This window comes from Motiliproteus coralliicola, from assembly GCF_003345655.1.
Lineage (GTDB): Bacteria > Pseudomonadota > Gammaproteobacteria > Pseudomonadales > Balneatricaceae > Motiliproteus > Motiliproteus coralliicola.
The window spans coordinates 671,180-693,420 of the sequence record NZ_QQOH01000001.1 but is presented as its reverse complement, the minus strand read 5'-3'; the positions used below and the strand labels follow the sequence as shown (position 1 = coordinate 693,420).

Here is a 22,241-nt window from a genome sequence, read left to right as displayed (position 1 = left end):
TTTACGTCAAGATTTTGTAAATAGACAATTACAACTTATAGATACTTATGTAATTAACCGTTTACATCTTCGAACAACTATTTACGTTTAATTGCCCTTCTCTGTTCTGCGATATAATTCAGGGGTAATATCCGCTGTAGCAGTTGAGGGCCGGAGCGATGCAGGATCAAAAAGACAAACGCCATTTCAGCGACAGTATGCGCAATACCAACAGCGCCTTCTTACCCGCAGATCAGACATCCGTGTCGGTGATCCGGGTGGGTTTTGTGCTGCAAGAACACTTCTCGCTAATGGCCTTTACCGCCGCCGTCGATGCCTTGGTAACCGCTAATCTGGTCCGCGCGACGCCGTTATTTGAGTTCAGCACCTACGGGATGGGTTCGCTAACGGTGAAAAGCGACCTGGGTATCAATATCTCAACCAACGGCCGTATCGACCAGTTGCCGGTAGACGGAGATCAGGCGCTTCAGATGCTGATCGTCTGCGGCGGGTTCCGCTGTTCGTTGCGGGAAAATTCGGTTCTGAGCCAGAAACTCAAGACCGTGGCGAGATCCGGCACGGTGCTGGGGGCGCTTTGGAACGGTGCCGTGCCGCTGGCCCAAGCCGGCTTGCTTGACGAGCAGGAATGCGCCCTGCATCCGGATAACCATGCGTTTATGCGCGAACACTTCCCGAAGGTGCGATTGTCGGATCAGGTCTGTGTCATCACCGAGGGCCGCGCCACCAGTGCGGGGCCGAGTAGCGCGTTGGATATGATGCTGGCCCTGATCGAACGCAGCCAAGGTCGGGACACGGTTCGTGCGATCCGCGAAATCCTCAGCAGCGACCAGGTGGCGGAAAACCGTGATCAACAGCCGGTGCAAAGTGATGAAGAAGCCAGCTTTCCCGAGCCCCTCAAAGACCTGCTGCAGCTGATGGGATCTAATATCGAGGAGCCGCTGAGCATCGATGAATTGGCATCATTAGCCGGGGTATCCCGTCGTCAGGTTGAGCGGCTGTTTCAGAGCCATCTCAGCAGCAGCCCTTCGCGCTACTACCTCGAGCTTCGAATCACCCATGCCCGCCGCCTGCTGTTACAGGGAAGCGATTCGATTGCCAATATCGCCTTGGCCAGCGGGTTCGTCAGCTCAACCCACTTCAGCCATTGCTACAAGGATTACTTCGGTCTGTCGCCCAGTCAGGCCAGGCAACAGAAATCGGCCAGCGGATGATTCCAAGGACGCGTTGCCGATGGTTTACCAGCGAACGACCTTGAGGACCAGATCATGGGGGCTGTCGTCCTCCACCACGCTGACTCGATAGTCTTCCCGTTCCCCTCCGGATACCAGCAATACGAGGTTATCGTAGGGCTGGTCATCACCGGCTAACCGAACCCGATAATCACAGGGCTGATCTTCCTCAACTAACCTGACCCGAAAATCGTAGTTATCCATCATCCTGACTCCGTCTGATCTGTGCTCAACTGACATCCGCTTCCACTGATTCTAGATCCAGTAGAAGCTCTGGCGCCAATTCTGCCAAGGCATGGGATAACTGATCACAACTGACCGATACCGGCACGAGGGTGTCGAAGCAGGCGTGGAAGATCGACTCGTTACTCATCGGCGCCGGTTCGCAATGGCTGTCGAGGCTATTGATCGATACGCCCAACGAGCGCAGCGCTTCGCTGATCTCCGCAATGACGCCGCATCGATCCGGCCCGACAAACCTCAGCTGTAAACCGTAGTTTGGAACCTGGCGCGTCGGTTTTGCGTCGGCCACCATCACCTGCAAGCCCTGGCTTTGCAGTTGTTGCAGCCCCTGCTTCAGCGCCATGCTATGTTCCTTGGCGACCCTGACCTGCAGGGTGCCGGCAAATTGGCCCTGCAAACGGCAGAACTGACTGGCGAGCCAATGTCCGCGAAGTTCCAAAACCCGTTGAGAAAGCAGTTCCACCAAACCAGGACGATCTTCGCCGATCAGGCTGATAACTAGGGTTGTTTTCATTATTTTTTCACCTCCGTCACATCGACAACAATCTACCCATCACGACGATTTACTCATCGCGACAATCCACTCATGACAACAATGGATGGCCGCAGACTAAAGGATGCTGATTAGAAGCGTCTGTTTGAACGCGACAAGAGATAGGCGATTGCGTCAGCCGAGCGGTGACGATAGTGGTAGCAATTTTGACAGACAAAAAAAGGGCAGCGTTTAAGCTGCCCTTGTCGATCGGATCTAGCCGCAGTGATTACTGTTCAAAGCAATCTTCACCGGCCATCGCTGACAGCGATTCTGAGGCACAGATTTCCGCCAGGTAACCGACTCGCGGAAGTAGCTGGACTGCGAAGAACTCGGCGCTCGAGATCTTGCTGTCCCACAGCGGATCCAGTGCTTGGCCGGACTCCTCGGCCTGGCGCTGTAGCTGAGCGGCGGCCACCGCCGCCTGACCCAGCAGACCACCGCCAACCAGAAAGCCGCTGAGCATCAGGAAGTGGACGCAGATACCGGCGTTCAGTTCGGCCCGGTCGTTGCCCTCTTCCAGGATCTTGCGCAGCGCCGAACTGGCTGCATCGATCGCCTTGAGCAGTTTGCGACCGATCTTGGCCAGACGCGGATCGGAGCCGGTTTCCAACTGACGTGCGGTCTGGGTCAATTCCGCCAGCAGTGAACGGTAGCTCTCGCCCTGGTCCATCTGCAGCTTACGGCCGATCAGATCCAGGGCCTGGATACCGGTAGTCCCTTCGTAGATCGGCAGAATCCGTGCGTCTCGGAAGTGCTGAGCGGCACCGGTTTCTTCGATAAAGCCCATGCCACCATGGATCTGAACATTCAGGCTGGTCAGTTCCTGGGCAAACTCGGTCATCCAGCCTTTGACGATCGGTGTCATCAGCTCCGCCCGCAACTGATGAGTCTTGGCCTGCTCGGCATCGCCAGCGATCTGGGCACGATCCAGCTCGGCCGATGCGACCAATGCCAGCGCACGCATCGCTTCGCTGCCGGTCTTGAGGGTCAACAGCATGCGGCGCACGTCCGGGTACTCGATGATCGGCTTGGCACTACCATCGGCACGGCGACCCTGGGTGCGCTCACGGGCATAGGTCAGACCCTGCTGGTAGGCGCGCTCGGAGATCGACAGACCTTGCAGACCGACAGACTGACGGGCGCTGTTCATCATCGTGAACATGTACATCAGACCACGGTTTGGCTCACCGACCAGGTAACCGATCGCACCACCCTCGTCGCCGAAGCTCAGCACGCAGGTGGGGCTGCCGTGGATGCCCAGTTTATGTTCCAGCGAGACACAGCGAACATCGTTCATCTCGGCCGGTTCACCGTTCTCATCCAGCAGGAACTTGGGCACCACAAACAGCGAAATTCCCTTCACCCCCGCCGGCGCATCCGGCAGGCGGGCCAGCACCAGATGAACGATATTGTCGGTCATCTGATGGTCACCCCAGGTGATAAAGATCTTCTGACCGCTGATGCGGTAGTGATCGCCTTCAGCAACGGCTTTGGTGCTGACCGCCGCCAGATCCGAACCGGCATTGGGTTCGGTCAGGTTCATGGTGCCGGTCCAGCGGCCACTGATCAGCTGCTCAAGATACTGCTGTTGCAGTTTTTCACTGCCATGGGCACAAAGCGCTTCGATGGCGCCCTGGCTCAGCATCGGGCAGAGCGCGAAGGCCATGTTGGCCGAGTGCCAGATCTCGTTGACTGCGGTACCCAGAACCTGGGGCAGCTGCTGACCACCGAACTCCTCTTCGGCGGTCAACGAGGTCCAGCCGGCCTCGGCAAACTGCTGGTAGGCTTCGGCAAAGCCTGGGGTTTGTTGAACGCCCTGTTCATTCAGCATTGCACCCTGCTGGTCACCGACGCTATTGAGCGGCGCCAACACTTCGGAGGCAAAACGGCCGGCTTCGCTGATCACGGCGCTGGCCAGTTCCTGGTTGACCCCATCGAGGTTCAGTTGCTGGCTCAGTTCATCGAAGTTGACCAGTTGCTCGAGAATAAACTCGGCGTCGCGGTATGGGTGGAAGTAATCAGACATAACAACTCCCGAGCCGGCAGTGATTGACCATCACCGGCATCGTTATCGGTAGAAAATGGGAAAATCCGGCTACCGCCTGTAGCGGCAGCCGGTGGGAACGGATGACAACGATCAGTCTTCGTTGGCCCGGTCGCGCAGTTCGAACTTACGGATCTTGCCGGTGGAGGTTTTCGGCAGACCACCGAACACCACTCGAGACGGTGCCTTGAAGCGTGCTAGATGCTCGCGGCAGAAGTCGATGATGTCCTGCTCGGTGCAATCTTCGCCGTCCTTCAGGGTGACGAAGGCGCAAGGCGTCTCGCCCCACTTATCATCGGCCATGGCTACCACGGCGGCTTCGGCGATCATCGGGTGACGGTAGAGCACGTCTTCCACTTCGATACTGGAGATGTTCTCACCGCCGGAGATAATGATGTCCTTGGAGCGATCCTTGATCTCGATGTAACCATCCTCGTGCCAAACCGCCAGGTCACCGGAGTGGAACCAACCGCCGTCAAACGACTTAGCCGTGGTGGCCGGGTTCTTCAGGTAGCCCTTCATCACCAGGTTACCGCGCATGAAGATCTCACCCAGGGTCTTGCCGTCGCGGGCGACCGGCTGCAACGTGGTCGGGTCGGCAACCATCAGACCGTCGAGCATCGGTGCACGCACACCCTGGCGGGCTTTGAGCTTGGCCTTCTCTTCCAGCGGCTGATCATTCCACTCGTCGTGCCAGGCACAGACAACCGACGGGCCGTAGGTTTCGGTCAGACCGTAAACATGGGTGACCTCGAAGCCCATGGACTCCATCCCTTCGATCACGGCGGCGGGCGGCGCAGCACCGGCGGTCATCACCTTGACCTGATGCTCTATGCCGTCCTTCATGCTGTCGGGGGCGTTGTTGAGCATGTTCAGAACGATCGGCGCACCACAGAAGTAACCGACTTTCTCAGCCTTAATCAGCTCATAGATCGCATCGGGGCGAACCTGACGCAGGCAGACATTGACCCCGGCCATCGCTGCGACGGTCCAGGGGAAACACCAGCCGTTGCAGTGGAACATCGGCAGCGTCCACAGATAGACCGGATGCTGGCCCATGCCCCAGGAAACCGCATTACTAATCGCGTTCAGGTAGGCACCACGGTGGTGGTAAACCACCCCTTTGGGGTCGCCAGTGGTGCCCGAGGTGTAGTTCAACGTGATCGCATCCCACTCGTCGCCCGGCAGTTGCCAGTCGTACTGGGCATCACCCTTGTCCAGGAAAGCTTCGTAATCCAGCTCGCCCAGTAATTCGCCGCTGGTCCAGGTCGGATCATCGATGCCAATCACCAGGGGTTTTTCATCCAGCTTGGCCAGGGCTTCATTCACCACTTCACCAAACTCTTTATCGACGAACAGCACCTTGGTTTCGGCGTGCTTCAGAATGAAAGAGAAACTTTCGGCGTCGAGACGAATATTGATGGCGTTCAATACGGCACCGCACATCGGCACGGCAAAGTGCAGCTCGAAATGCTCGGGGATATTGGGGGCAATGATCGAAACGGTATCGCCTTTGCCGATCCCCTGCTTGGACAGTGCGCTAGCCATCTGCTGGCAACGCTGGTAAGTCTCGGCCCAGTTACGACGAACGGGACCATGAACCATCGCCGCCCGGTTCGGATAAACCGCGGCCGCGCGCTCTAGAAAGCTCAGCGGCGACAGCGAGGAAAAATTAGCGGCTTGCTTATCAAGGTCGCGCTCGTAGGCGCTGCTGTTGTTATTAACCACGGTTGGTGCTCCTTTTCTGGCGTGCCAGCAAAACGGTACCGCCCCCTATCATCCTTACTGACAATCAGGCCGATACCTCGAATAACCCACAAATTATCGCTCCAGAGTAACCGGACTATTGCCCAAATCTAACCAAATGTAACATCCGTCGTTTTCCGCGCTTTCTTTGTGCTAAAGTCGCGACCCAGTTGATCAAAATCGCTGGCTCTAAGTCGGGTCGATCCCGATGATAGTAAGTTCGAGCCCTGATCACCCCACCGGAAAGACCATGCGACTACCGCTTCGCCTCTCGGCAATCACCACCCGTTTCTTTGCGATGATGCTGGCCATGATCGCCACGCTGTTCGTCTCTTTTTACTGGTATTCGGTGCCGCTGATCGAAGAGAAAGTGGTCGAGATCGAACACAATGCCAGCCGCATCGCACTCAACAATATCTACGAGCTGGCGACCCGGATGCATCTGGATGCCGAGGGTTATCGTCAGCAGGCTCTCGAATCCCAGAAGCAACGGCTTGAATCCGTGGTCAGCCTCACGGCCGATTTTATCGCCAGCCTGCGAGTGGTCATGGGACGGCAGGGCTATACCGAAGCTGAGCTGTGGCCGCTGATCTTCCAGCAACTGCGCGACTTCCGCGCCGACGCCGATACCTACCTGTGGGTGGCCGATTACGATTACCGGCTGCTGTCTCACCCCGCCGATAATTTCGACGGTCGCGATGCGGCACAGTTGCGCGATAGCGATGGTCGCTTGATCGTCCCCAACCTGGTCGAGCTGGCGATCAACGAGGGTGAAGGCTTCTATCCCTACCGCTGGCCCAAACTGGGACAGAACAAGGAACTGGAAAAATACAGCTATGTTCGCCATTTCCCCCAATGGGGGATCGTGATCGGCTCAGGTGTCTACCTGGACGAGATCGAGCAGCAGATCAAGAACCAGAAGGAGAAAGCGCTGGAAGACCTGCGACGGGCCTTCGAACAGATCACCATCGCCAATAACGGCTACCTGTTCGTGTTTGACCCCCAGGCCAACATGCTGATCCACCCCAACCCCAATATCGATGGCCAAAACTTCGCCGCGATGAACAATCCGGTCAGCGGTCGCCCCATGGTGGAAGACTTGATCGCCGTGTCCGACAGCGGCAACGAAGCGATCTACCGCTGGGACAGCCCCGAAGACCCGGGCAACTATATCTATGACAAACTCTCGCTGGTGCGCCATATCCCCGGCTTTGACTGGTATATCAGCTCGTCGGTGTATGTCGATGATCTGCGTTCCAGCGCCGAGCTATTAAGTACGCGCATCATGGTGATCGCAGCGCTGGCGCTGATCCTGGCGTCTTTGATGGCGCTGGTGTTCGCCGACTGGATCACCGAGCCGATCCGACGCCTATCCCGTACGGCGGCCAGGGTCAGTCGCGGGCAGTTGAACGCCAAAAGCGGTATCCGTCGTAGCGATGAGCTGGGGCTGCTAGCCGAAACCTTCGACTCGATGGTCGATCAGCTGTCCGGCAATATTCAAACCCTCGACGAGCGGGTTCAGAAGCGAACCGCTCAGTTGCAGAATTCCAATCAGGAGTTGATGCGCGCCTTCGATGACCTGCAAGCCACCCGTGATGAGCTGGAGATCCTGGAACGGCGCCAACGGATGATCCTGGATGCACTGCCAGCCCAGGTGGCCTACATCGACACCAAGCAACGGTTTGTCTTTGCCAACCGAGGCTACGCGCAGATGTTCGGTCTGGAAAAACAGAAAGTCGTCGGCGAGCGGGTCGAAACCGTGCTTGGCACCGACATGTACGAAGAGGTTCGCCCCCATATCGAGCAGGCGCTGGCGGGTCACAGCCGTAATTACGAGCATCGCGCTGAACGCAACGGCGAGCCGTTGATCACTCGCCGGGTACTGCTGCCCTTTTACGACATCCGCGGCGATGTCAGCGGCATCCTGAACCTGTCGATCGACATCACCAAAGAGAAACAGACCGAAGCCCGCCTGGCCGAAGCCAACCGAATGCACGCGGTCGGTCAGATGTCCGGCGGGATCGCCCACGACTTCAACAACCTGTTGACGATCATCCTGGGCAACCTGCTGGAACTGCAGGAGAAACTCGACCAACCCGAACTGGCCGACCGCCACCTGGCCCCTGCCGTTAGAGCCACCCGCCGCGGGGCCGATATTACCCGCCGGCTGCTGGCCTTTGCCCGTCGCCAACCCCTGGCGCCGCAGCGTCTGCCCTGTAAACAGCTGTTGGCCGAGCTGCAGCTGCTGCTCAGCCCCTCGCTACCGGACAGTATCGAACTGGAGATCTCGCTGGCCGCCAATACCCCGGCGGTGGATGTGGATCCAGGCAGGTTTGAGGACGCCCTGGTCAACCTGATTCTGAACTCCCGCTACGCGATGACCGACGGCGGCAAGCTGCTGCTGCGGGTGGCCAGCCGAACGCTGGACCCCTCGACCGCAGCCGAACTGAACTTTGATGAAACCCCGGCGGCCGGCAGCTACGTCAGTTTTCGGGTCATCGATCAGGGCAGCGGCTTCGCCGACGAAGCACTGATCCGTGGCTTTGAGCCGTTTTTCACCACCAAACAGACCGGCGCCGGTTCCGGGTTGGGTCTGAGTATGGTGTACGGCTTTGTGAAACAATCCCTTGGCTATATCCGCTTGGCCAATCACAGCGAAGGTGCCGAAGTCGAAATCCTGCTTCCAGCGGTTAATGCTGATGCCCAGCCGTTGGCACTCCCCGCCTCTAGCCAGAGCGACGATCAAACCGACAGTGCGCCGAGCCAGGGGCTGGTCCTGCTGGTGGAAGATAATCAGGACCTACGCTGCCTGATTCGGGACCAGTTGATCGAGCTGGGAATGGTGGTAATCGAAGCGGCTAACGGTGATGAAGCCTTGACCCTACTGGACAGCATCGATGACCTCAGCGGCCTGGTCACCGATCTGATGCTACCGGGCACGGCCCAGGGCATCGATGTCGCGCTCCAGGCCAGCCAGGTGCAACCTCAGGCATTTCAGGTGCTGATGACCGGCTATAGTGAGGCATTGGACGACCCGCAGCTCGAAGACCGCCCGCTGCTGCTAAAACCCTTTGACAAGACCTGCCTGCAGCAGGCGCTGGTACAAGCCCAGCAACGCCTGCGCAGCCATTAAGGGAGTGACCGACTTTGAGCACTGAAGCATTGATCTACGTAATCGAAGACGAACCTGATCTGGGCCGTTTGATCACCGAAACCCTGGTCGATTTCGGCTACCGGGCCCGGCTCTTTACCACCGGTAAAGAAGCGGAGCGATCGCTGCTGCGCGACCGCCCCAACCTTTGCGTGATCGATCTGGGCTTGCCGGATATGGATGGCATGAATCTGGTTCGCCAGCTACACGACGATGACGAGATGGGCATCATTATCATCTCTGGCCGGGCCAGCCTGCCCGACAAGGTGTTAGGACTGGAGCTGGGGGCCGATGATTACCTTGCCAAGCCGTTTGAACCACGCGAGTTGATCGCCCGGGCCAAGAGCATTCTACGCCGGGTTAGTGTCACCGAGCGCGATACCGAACAGCAGCTGGCTCAGTTCGGCGACTGGACCTTCCATAGCAGCAACCTGACCCTGCGCCATAGTGACGGTCGAATTGAAAATCTCAGCGCCACCGAAGCGAAGATGTTGCAGGTGTTGTTCAACAGCAGCGGACGGATCATCAGCCGTGATCAGTTGTTGGGGGATTATCTGGAGCCCTACGATCGCAGTATCGATGTCCGTATTTCACGGCTGCGCAAGAAGATCGAAACCGACCCGCAAAATCCGGAGCTGATCAAAACCATCTACGGCGCCGGCTATATGTTTACCGCCAAGGTGCAGTGGCGCAAAGCCGAGTAACTCAGCGCTCGATACTGAAGGGTTGCTCGACCAACAGCTTCTGCAGCTCTTGGGCTGACACCGGTCGGCTATAGAGAAAGCCTTGAATGAAATCGCAGCCCATCGCCTTAAGGCTGTCGGCCTGCTCCTGCTCCTCTACCCCTTCAGCGACCACCACCAGCCCGAGCTGGTGGCCCATCTCGATCATCGACTGGACGATGGAGCCTTCACGCTCGCTGGAGCACATATGCATGATAAAGCTGCGGTCGATCTTCAGGGTCGAGAACGGATAGCGTTTCAGGTAGTCGAACGACGCATAGCCGGTGCCGAAGTCATCCATGGCGAAATGAACATCCATCGAGCAGATCTGCTGCATCATCTTGATGGCCCTGTCGGTGTCATCAAGCAGTGTACTCTCGGTTACCTCCAACTCCAGAACCGACCCCTGAAGCTGATGATGGTTGATCAGGGCCTGCAGACGATGGGGTAGCGACCGGTCGGTAAACTGGCGCGGTGACAGATTGACCGCGATTCTGACCGGCCCGACATCTTGCTGCTGCCAATCGGCCAGCTGACGACAGGCCTCGCTGATACACCAGTCGCCGATATCCAGAATCAATCCGGTCTCCTCGGCCAGGAACACAAAGCGATCCGGCGAGATCAATCCTTTGGTGGGATGGTTCCAGCGAACCAGCGCCTCGGCGCTGACGATTCGACCCGTTGATATCTCAATTTTTGGTTGATAAAGCAGCGCTAGCTCATTGTTTTTTATGACTCGATGCAGATCATTATGCAGGTCCATTCGCTCCTTAACGCCCTCGAGCATCTCGTCGTCGTAGACCCGATATCGGTGAGCCCGGTCACTTCTGGCACCGGCGGTCGCCGCCTGTTTGATCAGATCAGCCGCCTTAACTTCGCCGTATGCAATCGCAACGCCGAGCTTGAAATGCATAAAGAGCTCATTGTCGTGAACCTGAATCGGCGCTTGAAACCAACTCAAAATGGACTCGCATAACTGCAAGAACGCGGCGCTATAGTCGGCCTGGCACAGCAATGCGAACTCATCCCCGCCGATACGGGCGATCCGCTGTATCGATAGATCGGATCCCAGCATCGCCCGCAAGGAAGAGGCCACTTGGCACAGCAGCTCATCACCATAATCATGGCCATAGCTTTCATTGACCTGGCGGAAATTGATCAGATCCAACGACAGCACCGCCAGCATCTGGTCCTGAGATTTTTGGGTCAGAAACTCGGCTACTTCGCGCTCGAAGCTTTGTCGGTTCAGCAGCCCGGTCAACAGATCATGGCGACTACTGAGTTCATTGCGGCGCATCTCGGTGATATCGGCACAGGTTACGCTGAGGCGCTGATTGGCAGGATTGAGTTGAATGGTGAGGGAGAATAGACCGATGCTCTTATCCCGTCTCAGCAACCAAAGTTCACTGCGCCAGTGCTGATGGGCCGCGACCTCCTGTTCGATCTGCGCGCGGTTGAGTTCGGGAATCAGATCAAACAACAGCTTGCCAACCACCTCCTCTTCCCGGTGACCGGTCAACGCCAGTTGTGCCTGGTTAACCGCCAGCACCCGGTACTGCGGGTCCAGCAATGCCATGCCCTGGGATGAATGTTGAAACACGCTGTCGTAGTCACTCTGGACGTTCAGCTCTTCGGTATGGGCAAAGGCCTCATCCAGGCTCTGGCGCAACTCGTCGCGGTTCCAGGGCTTACTGATGAATTTGCTGATCGAGCCGTTGTTGATGGCGTAGGTGAGCGCATCGAAGTCGGTATAGCCCGACAGCAACAGCCGAGTGGTGTTGGGATACTTTTGCTGGACCACGGCAAAGAGTTCGGCACCGGTCATCCCCGGCATCCGCTGATCCGATACGACCACGTCAACCTGCTCATGGGCCAGGACCTCCAGCGCCTGCTGGCCCCCGTTGGCGGTAAGTATTCGAAATGGCGCTTTGCGGAACAAGCGTTGGAACGACTGGATGATATTGACTTCATCATCCACGATGAGCACCGTCTGCTGCACTACGGATCCCTTCCTCTGAGTTCGCAGTGGTCAGAGTAACAGGTCTAGGACAAAAAAAAAGCGGGCTAAAAAGCCCGCTTATTCGGTTCCCGGTGCGCCTTAGCGGCTAACCAGACCGTGGCTGTCCATGATGTCGGAGATCTCCGGCAGGCTGGCAGGATCATCGATAGTGGAAGGAATGGTGTATTCCTGACCATCGGCGATCTGACGCAGCAGCTTACGCAGGATCTTACCGGAACGGGTCTTCGGCAGACGCTGGACCACAATCGCCTTCTTAAAGCAGGCAACCGCACCGATCTCTTTACGCACCATGCCGACCAGCTCGCTCTCAAGCTCAGCTTCGTCGACTTCGGCACCGTCCTTCAACAGCACCATGCCCAGCGGCATCTGACCCTTGAGCGGATCGTTGACACCGATTACCGCACATTCGGCAACGGCCGGGTGGCTGGCAACGATCTCTTCCATCTCACCGGTCGACAGACGGTGACCGGCAACGTTGATGACGTCATCGGTACGACCCATGATGAAGACGAAACCGTCGTCATCCTTGTAGCCGCCGTCACCGGAGACATAGTAGCCGGCATATTCGTTCAGGTAACCGGTACGGAAACGCTCGAAGTCACCCCAGACGGTCGGCAGACAGCTCGGCGGCAGCGGCAGTTTGATCGCTACGTTGCCCTGCTCGTTCGGGCCCACTTCATTCCCTTCGTTATCCAGGATCTGAACGTTGAAGCCCGGTACCGGCAGCGTAGCTGAACCCGGCTTGGCTTCACGGGGCTCGATACCCATCAGGTTGGCACAGATTGCCCAACCGGTTTCGGTCTGCCACCAGTGGTCGACCACCGGCAGACCCAGCAGGTCTTTAACCCAGTGGTAGGTCGGCGGATCAAGACGCTCACCGGCCATAAAGATGTACTTCAACTTGGACAGATCGTAGGGCTTCAGCTGCTCTGAATTCGGATCTTCTTTCTTGATCGCACGGAACGCGGTCGGGGCGGAGAACAGTCCCTTAACGCCGTACTCTTCGGCAACACGCCAGAAAGCACCGGCATCCGGAGTCCGTACCGGCTTACCTTCATAGAAGACGCTGGACAGACCGGCCAGCAGCGGGCCGTAAACGATATAGGAGTGGCCAACCACCCAGCCGACGTCGGAGGCAGCCCAGAACACATCGCCCGGATCCATGTCGTAGATCGCTTTCATCGAGTATTTCAGCGCGGTGGCATGGCCGCCGTTGTCACGTACAACCCCTTTCGGCTTACCGGTGGTACCGGAGGTATAGAGCACGTATAGCGGATCGGTACCGTTAACCGGGACACAGTCAGCCGGTGTGGCAGAAGCCATCGCTTCGTTCCAATCCAGGTCACGACCTTCAACCATGCTGGCTTCGGCTTGCGGGCGCTGGAAGACGATGCACTTCTCAGGCTTGTGGGCAGACAGGTTGATCGCCTCATCAAGCAGCGGCTTGTAAGGAATAACTTTCTGAATTTCGATACCGCAGGAAGAGGAAACGATTACCTTCGGCTCGGCATCGTCGATCCGCACGGCCAGTTCGTTCGGTGCAAAACCACCGAATACCACCGAGTGGATCGCACCCAGACGGGAACAGGCCAGCATCGCAATCGCCGCTTCCGGAACCATCGGCATGTAAACGACCACACGATCACCCTTGCTGACGCCCTGGGCTTTCAGCACCCCGGCAAACAGCGCAACCTGATCGCGCAGTTCAGTATAGGTGTAGGCCTTCTTGGTATCGGTAACCGGAGAATCATAATAGATCGCTACCTGATCACCACGACCGGCGGCGATATGGTAATCCAGCGCCATATGGCAGGTGTTCATCTCACCGTCGGCAAACCAACGATCAATGCCGTTCTCGTCTTTTGACAGGATCTGTTGCGGAAACTTAAACCACTCCAGTGCTTCTGCCTTCTCTTTCCAGAATGTGGCGGGATCGGTAATCGATTTCTGATACTCATCCAAATAGGCCATGGTATCGGTCCTTTACTTTTTACGTTATTAGGAATGGCAGCAAAGAAGTACGGCAAATCCCGCTGCTTTCTCGATATTGTTGACAGTTAAACCCTCTGACGGCAAATACCTTAACCGTTCAGAGGACAAATTTAACTACGACAAAAGGCGAAAAGCCGTTGCGGCAAACGCCAAAACCCGCGCAATACGGCTACTGCAGCGAAATTCAGGCAGCAACCAGAAAGAAAAAATACCCGGCCGTGATTGTCGACAATCGTGAAAACATCGCTCAAACGACCGGCTTGCGAGCCGTTACCGGCGGCGCTACAGTGGATGCCAGCCAACCAAACCCTTTTGATCCTCCCCATGTCCCGTATTGTTTTACTGAATAAACCCTTTCAGGTTCTGTCACAATTTACTGACCCCAATGGCCGCGGCACCCTGGCCGACTATATCGACCAGCCCGGCCTTTATGCCGCCGGACGGCTGGACTATGACTCCGAGGGTTTGCTGGTATTAACCGACGATGGCCGCGCACAACAGCAGATCACCGATCCGAAGTTTAAGCTTGAGAAGACCTACTGGGCCCAGTTGGAAGGTGAGATCAGCGATGAAGCGATCGAGAAGCTGATCAAGGGGGTTGAGTTGAAAGACGGCCTGACCCGGCCGGCACGATGTCGCCGTATCGAGCCGACCGAGCCCTGGCCACGAAATCCGCCGATTCGCCAACGCAACAATGACGTCACTTGCTGGATCGAGCTGAAAATTCGTGAAGGGCGTAACCGCCAGGTCAGACGGATGACCGCTACGGTCGGCCACCCCACCCTGCGGTTGATCCGCGTTGCCATCGGCCCATGGCAGCTGAAGCAGCTCCAGCCGGGCCAGTGGCGCGAATCCCAGATCCATCTGCCACGTCAGTCCCAGCCCACAGCCAGACGTAACGGCCAGCATCGTGCTGGCGGAGGCAGATCAGCCGGTCAGCAACGGCAACAACGAAGTCGCCAAACCGCTGGCCGCAACCAAAAGCCGACGCGAAGCCGTACCCGAAAGCCAAGCTAGCCTCCGGATACGATTTCTCGTTTGGTGCTAATCAGGTGGTGATCAGCACCTGAATACCGTCGAGTTTGAGCATGCTGCGCTCCAGCGCCTGCTGCAGCTGATCGATCTGCTGTTGCTGCATCGCGATCTCTTCGTCTCTAATCGCCGGATTGACTTTTGCCAGCATCTGCAGCCGTTCCAGACGTGGTTGCTGTAGCGCCAGCATCTGCTGCTGGGCCTGCTCGATCATTCCCGGCAGCTGCGCCTCTGCCAGACTCTCGGCCTGTTTGAGCAGCGCGGTCAGCGGCTCGCGCAGCGGCTTGACCATATTCTTGGCCGCTTGCTTGGGAAGCTTTTTCGCCAGTTTCGCCAGCTGCTCTTCGGACAGCAGGTTGGCGCACTCACGCCCTTCGGCGGTCAGCAGAACCCGGTAACCTCCACTGGGCAGGTAGCGGGCCAACTGCAGTGAGCGGGGCGCCTGACAATCCAGCACAAACAGACATTCGAGCAACAGGCTGCCGGCTTTGATGCCGGGCAGTTTTAGCGTCGCAATGGCGGTATTGCCGGTATCGCTCTCACAAACCAGTTCCAGCGCACCCCGAGCCACTGGGTGCTCCCAGCTCAGGTAGGCCATATCTTCGCGCTCAAGCGCCTGCTGCCGATCGAAGGTGCCATGCAGCCCCTGCTCCGGCAAGCCCGGGAAGTTGCCGCAGCGCATATGATCGCCAGGACGCACCAACACACTGTGGGTGGTGTCCGGCTGCAGCTCGACCCCGAAGTAATCGAAGCTGCGTTCCAACAGTTTTCTCAGTGCCTGCTCGTCGGCGTCCTGCTGCAGCTGATCGATCACCTGCTGTGCCTGCTGGGGGCGACAGGAGTTCAGTTCCAACAACCGATCCCGTCCCTGCTGCTGTTGCTGGCGCAACTGATCCGCCTGGGCACGGGTTTGTTCGATAAAGTCATCGAAGTCCTGCTCGTTCTGCTCCAGCAGACAGTCTTCCAGCGTGGCTTGCTGCTGCTCCAGCAACAGCTGTCCGAACGGGCAAGGACTCAGGAATGCATCCAGGCCTTCGTGCAACCAGCGCATCAGGTGGTGAGCCGGGCTGTGACGATAGAGCGGAAGATGGATCTGCACCTGACTGCGCTGACCGATACGGTCCAGCCGGCCGATCCGCTGTTCGACCAGATCCGGGTTCAGCGGCAGATCGAACATGATCAGATGGCTGGCGAACTGGAAGTTTCGGCCTTCGCTGCCGATCTCAGAGCAGACCAGCAGCTGGGCGCCTTCTTCCGGCTCGGCGAAATAGGCGGCGGCGCGGTCACGATTGACCAGGCTGAGCTGCTCGTGGAATACCGCGCTACGGATACCGACCCGCAGACGCAGATAGTCTTCCAGTTGTTGAGCTGTCTCGCGCTCGGCACAGATCAGCAGCACCTTCTCCTCTTTGTGCTGCTCCAGCCAGCCTTTGAGCCATTCGACCCGCGGGTCGAGCTGACACCAATCCTCGCCCAGCATCAGCTCCGGTCGTAACTGTTGAGCCAGCTCCGTTTCAGCCGACTGCTGCTCGGTAAAGGGCGAGTCCAGCAGATGGGGTTGTAGGGCCCGGCCCGGGAATCCCTGTACCTGATCGCGGGTATTTCGGAACAGCACCCGACCAGTGCCGTGTTGATCCAGCAGCAGATCGACCAGTTCGGTACGACAGGCCTCAACCTCTGTACCCTGCTCTAACTGTTGCAGCAGCGATTGATACTTGGCCGGATCCAACAGTCCCAACAGCCGGTCTTTACAGGCCTCGTCGCGGATCTGGGTCAACAGGTCATCGCACTCGAGCAGTTGTTCGATCAGCTCGCGCAGCGGCTGGTATTGGCTCTCCTGCTCACGGAATTGATTCAGGTCGAAATAGCGACTCCGGTCGATCAAGCGCAAGCGGGCAAAATGCCCCTCAAGACCCAGCTGTTCCGGGGTCGCGGTTAGCAGCAACAAACCGGACGATTTGGCCGCCAGCTGCTCGATGCACTGATACTCAGGGCTGACCTGCTGTTCACTCCACTGCAGATGGTGGGCTTCATCGACCACCAGCAGGTCCCAGCTGCACGCCAGCGCCGCATCGAAGTAGCCGGGCAGATCGGTCAGTAACGACTGCGGACAGATAAACAGCTGGGCGCTCTCGAACGGGTTGCCCGGCTCTTCGATCTCTAGCGGCAGATCGTCAACATCCAAACCGGATCCGGTATCGACCTCGGTCAGCGCCTGGTACTGCTCCCGGTTCATGATCCGGAAGAACAGGTTGAAACGCCGCAGCATCTCAACCAGCCACTGGTGCACCAGCGAATCCGGCACCACCACCATCACCCGCTCGGAACGACCGCTGATGATCTGCTGATGGATGATCAGACCGGCTTCGATGGTCTTACCCAGCCCTACCTCATCGGCCAGCAGTACCCGAGGGGAGTGCCGGCGAGCAACCTGGGAGGCGATATAGAACTGGTGGGGAAGCAGCTGCACCCGCGGGCCAAGCAAGCCGTAGCTTTCGCTACTGTGGAGCCGGTGCTGTAGTTTTCGCGCCTGACGGCGCAACTCAAACGCTTTGGGACTGTCGATCTGGGCGGCGAAGAATCGATCCTGCGGCCGGTTCAACTCGACAAAAGGATCTAGCTCAAGCTCATCGATCCACTCGGGGTTATCGTCGGAACCATTACTACCGACCTGGTAACGCAGCAGCCCATCATAGTGCTCAACCGATACCACCTGGTGCTGGATACCGGCATTGCAGGTCAGGGTCGCCCCCGGCTCCAGCTGATAGCGGCTCAGGGGCGCATCCTGGGTGGCATAGGTGCGATGGGCTTCGGCCGCTGGAAAAAACAGCTCGACCTGCCGTCCCGTGGTTTCGGTTACCAGTCCCAGGCCCAGCTCCGACTCGCCGTGGCTGATCCAACGTTGTCCGGGCACAAATACTGCCTGCGCCATCAAAGTTTCCTCTTGTTAATACGGTATAAGCCTTCCCCGTGCACAGCAGGGGGAGGAAGAACGTCTGTTTACGCGATGATTGGTGGAGCGAGCTTCCGGCATTCACAGTGCCGGGGCCGCCCCTGAAAGATCAATCGGGCTTGTCCCAGCGCTTAGCGGCCTGCAGATCACTGTCTTTTTGTTCGACCCAGTGCTCCCGCGACTCGCTACGCTCCTTTTTCCAGAAAGGCGCGTCTTTCTTAAGGTAGTCCATGATGAATTCGCAGGCCGCAAAAGCCGCTTCGCGGTGGGCGCTGCTGACGCCGACGTAGACGATCAGATCGTTGGGTTTGAGCGCTCCGACCCGATGGATCAGGCTGACATGCAGCAACGGCCAGCGCTGCCTCGCCTGCTCGACGATATCGGCCAGACAGCGTTCGGTCATACCCGGATAATGCTCAAGCACCATCTCCTGCAGCGGATCATCCGCCAGATCGCGAACCAAACCGGTAAAGAACACCACCGCCCCTACCGATCCGTTTTCATCCCGAAGCCGGTCAAACTCCGTCCCGACGTCAAAGCTCTGGGTCTGGACCTGAATATGGGTTTTGGGATCTACCGGGCTGGAACGGGTCAAGGCTAACTTCCTTCACTACAGGTAATGGTCGCAGGTCACAAACCTGACAAGCGCTTGTAAAACCGCATTCTAACAACTCTGTGGGTCACTGTTGAGTGACGGCGCTCAAATAGCCAACCAACACCAAGCGTAATGATTCTTATCTAACTTTGACCCCTGGGCATGAAGAGGTTAACGTAGCGCCCGCGATTGCTCTGTACCTGTCTTTTCAACGGATCGAATGGACGGATCCGTGTGTTACCTTGAGGATTGATTATGATGCGCTGGACGCCCCATGCCACGGTTGCTTGTGTCATTGAAGATGCGGGACGTTTCTTGCTGGTCGAAGAGCGCTCCAACGGTCAAACCGTACTGAACCAACCCGCCGGCCACCTGGAACAGGGCGAGCGTATTGTTGACGGAGCACGACGTGAAGCGCTCGAAGAAACCGGCTGGGAAGTCGAGATCGACGCGCTGCTGGGTTTCTATACCTTCACCTCCGCCCATAACCAGACTTGCTACCATCGGTTCTGCTTTGCCGCCAAGCCGACCCGGCATCGTCCGGAACTGGAACTCGACCCCTGCATCCTCGATACCCACTGGCTGACGCTGGAAGAGATCCGCGAGCAGGCCCATCGCCTGCGCAGCCCGATGGTCCTTCAGGGCATTGAAGACTATCTGGCAGGAACCCGTTATCCGCTAGAGCTACTGGTCGAACTCGACTAACGATTCGCCCACAACGGTCTCACTCCTCTGTCGTTCGTCAAAGCCATCCTAGTCCTCGCTTAAACGACAGCCCCTACCACCCAGGCTGGGGGCTCGGTACAATACCCGTTTTGCCCACTCAGGTATCCCGTTACATGACTGCCGCTGTTGCATCTTCACCCAATCAGTCCAGCCACAAGCCCGCCTCTGACGCCAAAGTGATCGTCGGCATGTCCGGCGGTGTTGACTCCTCGGTCTCTGCCCTTCTGCTGCTGCAGCAGGGCTACCAGGTCGAAGGGCTGTTCATGAAGAACTGGGACGAAGATGACGGCACCGAATACTGCACCGCGATGGATGATCTGGCCGATGCTCAGGCCGTCTCCGACAAACTCGGCATCAAGCTGCACACCGCCAACTTTGCCGCCGAATACTGGGACAACGTGTTCGAGCATTTTCTGAGCGAATACAAGGCGGGCCGTACCCCGAATCCGGACATCCTCTGCAACAAAGAGATCAAGTTCAAAGCCTTCCTCGACTACGCCAAGCACCTGGGTGCCGACTATATCGCCACCGGTCACTATGTCCGTCGTCGCGATACCGAAGACGGCCGCTGCCAGCTGTTGCGCGGCTTGGACGGCAACAAAGATCAGAGCTACTTCCTCCACGCCGTGGGTGAGGCCGAGATCGCCCAAACCCTGTTCCCGGTGGGCGAGCTGGAGAAGCCCGAGGTACGTAAGCTTGCCGAACAGCACGACCTGGTGACTCACAATAAGAAGGACAGTACCGGTATCTGCTTTATCGGCGAACGTCGATTCCGTGACTTCCTGCAGCAATACCTGCCGGCCCAACCCGGTGTGATCGAAACCGACAAAGGGGTCGAAATCGGACGCCATCAAGGGCTGATGTACCACACCATCGGCCAACGCCAAGGTTTGGGGATCGGTGGCCTGAGTGGTTTTTCTGACGATCCCTGGTTTGTTGCCGGTAAAGACCTGGAGCGCAATGTCCTGGTCGCGGTACAGGGCGGCCAACACCCGCTGCTGTTCAGCGGTTCTCTGAGCGCCAGCCAGATCGACTGGGTTGATGGGCAAGGACCGGAACTCCCGTTCCGCTGTACCGCCAAGACCCGCTATCGTCAGGACGATCAAGCCTGCGAAATCTTCAGAAACGAGCAAGGCGGCTACGACGTTCGTTTCGATCAGCCCCAGCGCGCCGTGACACCCGGGCAGTCGGTGGTATTCTACGCAGAGGATATTTGCCTCGGCGGCGGTGTGATCGAAACAACCGCCGATTAATCCGGCTGATCGAAATTCACCCGATGCAAAATAGATCCGTTAGCCAGTAACCTGATACAGAAGCGCACTTATGTCTCGAAGCCATAACGAACAAGCCATTGCCCTAGCCGGTGTATTCCAAGCTGCCAGCCTGGTCGACCAGATCGCCAAGCGGGGCATGATTCCGCAAAACAGCTTCGAAGCCAGCATCAACAGCATCTTCGTCACCTCACCACAGGCCACCGAAGACGTCTATGGCGGTGTTCGTGACCTGCCCTTCAACCTGCAGGCAGGCCTGAAACTGGCTCAGGATCTGGCCGACAACCGCGCCAGCGTAAACCGCGACATCACCCGTTACGCCATGGGCATGCTCCATCTCGAGAGTCGCCTGCAGAAGCAGCCGCAAATGCTCGACCAGATCGGCCAGCGCCTGGACCAGATCGGCCACCAGGCGATGTATTACGATTCCCAGGACAGCGCCGGTGATGGCAACAGTTCCGGCAGCGAAGCGGTCGTTCAGGATCCGCAGGAGCTGAATTACGCCCGCGGGCCGGTGATCAGCAATATCGCCCAGCTTTACCAAGAAACCATCAGCACCTTCAGCTTTCGGATTCAGGTCACCGGCGAACCCCGCAACCTGAAGAACAACGACAACGCCGACAAGATCCGCGCCCTGCTGCTGGCCGGCATTCGCGCTGCCATCCTATGGCGCCAGGTTGGTGGCCGCCGCTGGCAGCTGTTGTTCTACCGCTCCCGGGTCGGTAAAGCAGCCAAGCGGATTCTGCATTCAGGGGTTAGCCACTAAGACGATGGATTTCTAATCCGTCGCTTTTTTTAACTAATCTTCTTCCATAGGCCTTATCACAGCTTGATAGTGACAGTAGCCGCAAAGATAATCTTTATACTGGTCATCATCATTCCAGAGGTGTTTACCTGTCTCTTCATCAAACCCAACACCACATCCTACACAACTATCCTCTATAACTATCCTAGCTTTTTGGCTACGTATTTCGGTCTCTATCTTACCAATTTGGGAAGAAAGAGATTCTTGATATTCAGATAATGCATCAAGCTCTCCTTGAAGCTTCTCAATATAAGATCTATATGCAGATGCCTTATTTAATTCTTGAGACAGTTGGATTTTTAAAGTAGACAGTCGGTCCAGTTTTTCATCTTTTATTTTAACTTTGTCTTCCCAACCCGCTTTTCGACTTGCAAGAAACTCTGTCACCTCATCGTACTGATCCCATGACTGAACAAAAAAAATATCGTTAGCTTTATCGCCTAAAACCTTAGCAATTGCTTCTTGCTCTTCTTTCGGACAGCAGATTATTTCAATATCATCATAAGAAAACTCAAAGCCATCCCTGTCGCAACACCTCCACTCTCTTTCCCACATAAAACCTTGCTTCGGATGATTTTCCATCATCACATTCATCAAAGGCATTATCATCCCTAGCAACTTTTTGGAATTAAGTTTGACTCCATGCTGAGGATTCTGTGGCAACATATCGAGAAGCTTTTTAAGCTGAGCAACCCTTGAATTGTCCATATATAGAACAGGCCTAACACCACTGGAAACAAGTCTATCCTTAGAAAATCCAATTCCAAATCTATGGTCAGATTGCCATCTTGCAAATCTTAGATATCGAAAAGCATCTATTGCAAAAAGTGGTGATTCGGTAAAACAAACAACCTTTTCTTTATACCAATCACTCTTCGAATCCTTGGGAACACAAGATTTAATAAGACCTGAACAACCATCCTTTTCAGAAAGAATACCTAAGATTTCATTTTTGCCCGTCAGGTGAACCAAATAAGGAGACATATCCGGTTTTTCCAAAGGGCTCAAACGATACGTAGGCGTATTAATTTCGTACTCCTTCCAATAAGCACCACTATTAGGAGGTGGTAACGCCATAACTATCTCCTTGTAATCTATAGATCCTTCATTAATTTTAAGGTTATTAACTTACCTGACAACCCCACCATAGAGCCACAAACATTGAGCGATACCCTCC

General features: G+C 56.8%; 16 protein-coding genes. 7 read left to right on the top strand and 9 right to left on the bottom strand.

What is annotated here, in order from left to right; all coding sequences use genetic code 11:
• Positions 1-158: 158 nt before the first annotated feature.
• Positions 159-1,211 carry a GlxA family transcriptional regulator gene (locus tag DV711_RS03115; RefSeq protein ID WP_114694180.1) on the top strand — a complete coding sequence of 351 codons (1,053 nt, stop codon included), beginning with the start codon at positions 159-161 and terminating at the stop codon, positions 1,209-1,211.
• 24 nt (positions 1,212-1,235) lie between these two features.
• On the opposite strand, the gene DV711_RS03110 is transcribed toward DV711_RS03115, so the two are convergent.
• The 4 genes from DV711_RS03110 to DV711_RS03095 form a co-directional block, all read right to left on the bottom strand.
• Positions 1,236-1,433, bottom strand: a complete 198-nt coding sequence (locus tag DV711_RS03110) for a hypothetical protein (protein ID WP_133297391.1) — start codon at positions 1,431-1,433, stop codon at positions 1,236-1,238.
• A gap of 25 nt (positions 1,434-1,458) precedes the next feature.
• Positions 1,459-1,986 (bottom strand): glycine cleavage system transcriptional repressor, encoded by a 528-nt coding sequence (locus tag DV711_RS03105; RefSeq protein ID WP_114694178.1) that lies wholly within the window; start codon positions 1,984-1,986, stop codon positions 1,459-1,461.
• A 247-nt stretch (positions 1,987-2,233) separates the two neighbouring features.
• Complete coding sequence (locus DV711_RS03100; protein ID WP_114694177.1) at positions 2,234-4,033, bottom strand: acyl-CoA dehydrogenase family protein; 1,800 nt, start codon at positions 4,031-4,033, stop codon at positions 2,234-2,236.
• Positions 4,034-4,144: 111 nt separating this feature from the next.
• A complete protein-coding gene (locus DV711_RS03095; protein ID WP_114694176.1) occupies positions 4,145-5,779 on the bottom strand; it encodes an acyl-CoA synthetase in 1,635 nt (544 codons plus the stop codon).
• 268 nt (positions 5,780-6,047) lie between these two features.
• On the opposite strand from DV711_RS03095, the gene DV711_RS03090 reads away from it, so the two are divergent.
• Both DV711_RS03090 and DV711_RS03085 read left to right on the top strand, forming a co-directional pair.
• The gene (locus DV711_RS03090; protein WP_114694175.1) at positions 6,048-8,930 is read left to right on the top strand and encodes a cache domain-containing protein; all 2,883 of its coding nucleotides are present in this window, start codon (positions 6,048-6,050) and stop codon (positions 8,928-8,930) included.
• 14 nt (positions 8,931-8,944) lie between these two features.
• A complete protein-coding gene (locus tag DV711_RS03085; protein WP_114694174.1) occupies positions 8,945-9,652 on the top strand; it encodes a response regulator transcription factor in 708 nt (235 codons plus the stop codon).
• A 1-nt stretch (position 9,653) separates the two neighbouring features.
• Here DV711_RS03085 and DV711_RS03080 read toward each other — a convergent pair whose 3' ends face one another.
• Together DV711_RS03080 and DV711_RS03075 are read right to left on the bottom strand one after the other, a co-directional pair.
• Positions 9,654-11,648 (bottom strand): EAL domain-containing response regulator, encoded by a 1,995-nt coding sequence (locus DV711_RS03080; RefSeq protein WP_133297390.1) that lies wholly within the window; start codon positions 11,646-11,648, stop codon positions 9,654-9,656.
• 120 nt (positions 11,649-11,768) lie between these two features.
• Positions 11,769-13,661 carry a propionyl-CoA synthetase gene (locus DV711_RS03075; RefSeq protein WP_114694172.1) on the bottom strand — a complete coding sequence of 631 codons (1,893 nt, stop codon included), beginning with the start codon at positions 13,659-13,661 and terminating at the stop codon, positions 11,769-11,771.
• Positions 13,662-14,006: 345 nt separating this feature from the next.
• Here DV711_RS03075 and DV711_RS03070 point away from each other — a divergent pair, with 345 nt between their 5' ends.
• Positions 14,007-14,699 (top strand): pseudouridine synthase, encoded by a 693-nt coding sequence (locus DV711_RS03070; protein ID WP_114694171.1) that lies wholly within the window; start codon positions 14,007-14,009, stop codon positions 14,697-14,699.
• 31 nt (positions 14,700-14,730) lie between these two features.
• Here DV711_RS03070 and rapA read toward each other — a convergent pair whose 3' ends face one another.
• The gene (gene rapA, locus DV711_RS03065) at positions 14,731-17,646 is read right to left on the bottom strand and encodes an RNA polymerase-associated protein RapA (RefSeq protein ID WP_114694170.1); all 2,916 of its coding nucleotides are present in this window, start codon (positions 17,644-17,646) and stop codon (positions 14,731-14,733) included.
• Positions 17,647-17,776: 130 nt separating this feature from the next.
• Complete coding sequence (moaE, locus tag DV711_RS03060) at positions 17,777-18,262, bottom strand: molybdopterin synthase catalytic subunit MoaE (protein WP_243633716.1); 486 nt, start codon at positions 18,260-18,262, stop codon at positions 17,777-17,779.
• Between the two features lie 258 nt (positions 18,263-18,520).
• Between moaE and DV711_RS03055 the strand changes: the two genes are divergently transcribed.
• The 3 genes from DV711_RS03055 to DV711_RS03045 all read left to right on the top strand — a co-directional run bounded on the left by DV711_RS03055 (position 18,521) and on the right by DV711_RS03045 (position 21,025).
• Positions 18,521-18,967, top strand: a complete 447-nt coding sequence (locus DV711_RS03055; protein ID WP_114694898.1) for an NUDIX hydrolase — start codon at positions 18,521-18,523, stop codon at positions 18,965-18,967.
• 134 nt (positions 18,968-19,101) lie between these two features.
• Positions 19,102-20,241 carry a tRNA 2-thiouridine(34) synthase MnmA gene (gene mnmA, locus DV711_RS03050; RefSeq protein ID WP_114694169.1) on the top strand — a complete coding sequence of 380 codons (1,140 nt, stop codon included), beginning with the start codon at positions 19,102-19,104 and terminating at the stop codon, positions 20,239-20,241.
• Between the two features lie 70 nt (positions 20,242-20,311).
• On the top strand, positions 20,312-21,025 hold the full coding sequence (locus DV711_RS03045; RefSeq protein ID WP_114694168.1) for a lysogenization protein HflD: 714 nt from the start codon (positions 20,312-20,314) through the stop codon (positions 21,023-21,025).
• Between the two features lie 33 nt (positions 21,026-21,058).
• Here the strand turns inward: DV711_RS03045 and DV711_RS03040 are convergent, their stop codons facing one another.
• Complete coding sequence (locus DV711_RS03040; protein WP_114694167.1) at positions 21,059-22,141, bottom strand: abortive infection system antitoxin AbiGi family protein; 1,083 nt, start codon at positions 22,139-22,141, stop codon at positions 21,059-21,061.
• Positions 22,142-22,241: the final 100 nt, after the last annotated feature.

Bases quoted from the DNA above. Each gene is read 5' to 3' on its own strand.
- DV711_RS03115 (WP_114694180.1), top strand. From the start codon at position 159: ATGCAGGATCAAAAAGACAAACGCCATTTCAGCGACAGTATGCGCAAT.
- DV711_RS03110 (WP_133297391.1), bottom strand. From the start codon at position 1,433: ATGGATAACTACGATTTTCGGGTCAGGTTAGTTGAGGAAGATCAGCCC.
- DV711_RS03105 (WP_114694178.1), bottom strand. From the start codon at position 1,986: ATGAAAACAACCCTAGTTATCAGCCTGATCGGCGAAGATCGTCCTGGT.
- DV711_RS03100 (WP_114694177.1), bottom strand. From the start codon at position 4,033: ATGTCTGATTACTTCCACCCATACCGCGACGCCGAGTTTATTCTCGAG.
- DV711_RS03090 (WP_114694175.1), top strand. From the start codon at position 6,048: ATGCGACTACCGCTTCGCCTCTCGGCAATCACCACCCGTTTCTTTGCG.
- DV711_RS03075 (WP_114694172.1), bottom strand. From the start codon at position 13,661: ATGGCCTATTTGGATGAGTATCAGAAATCGATTACCGATCCCGCCACA.
- DV711_RS03070 (WP_114694171.1), top strand. From the start codon at position 14,007: ATGTCCCGTATTGTTTTACTGAATAAACCCTTTCAGGTTCTGTCACAA.
- rapA (WP_114694170.1), bottom strand. From the start codon at position 17,646: ATGGCGCAGGCAGTATTTGTGCCCGGACAACGTTGGATCAGCCACGGC.
- DV711_RS03055 (WP_114694898.1), top strand. From the start codon at position 18,521: ATGCGCTGGACGCCCCATGCCACGGTTGCTTGTGTCATTGAAGATGCG.
- mnmA (WP_114694169.1), top strand. From the start codon at position 19,102: ATGACTGCCGCTGTTGCATCTTCACCCAATCAGTCCAGCCACAAGCCC.
- DV711_RS03045 (WP_114694168.1), top strand. From the start codon at position 20,312: ATGTCTCGAAGCCATAACGAACAAGCCATTGCCCTAGCCGGTGTATTC.
- DV711_RS03040 (WP_114694167.1), bottom strand. From the start codon at position 22,141: ATGGCGTTACCACCTCCTAATAGTGGTGCTTATTGGAAGGAGTACGAA.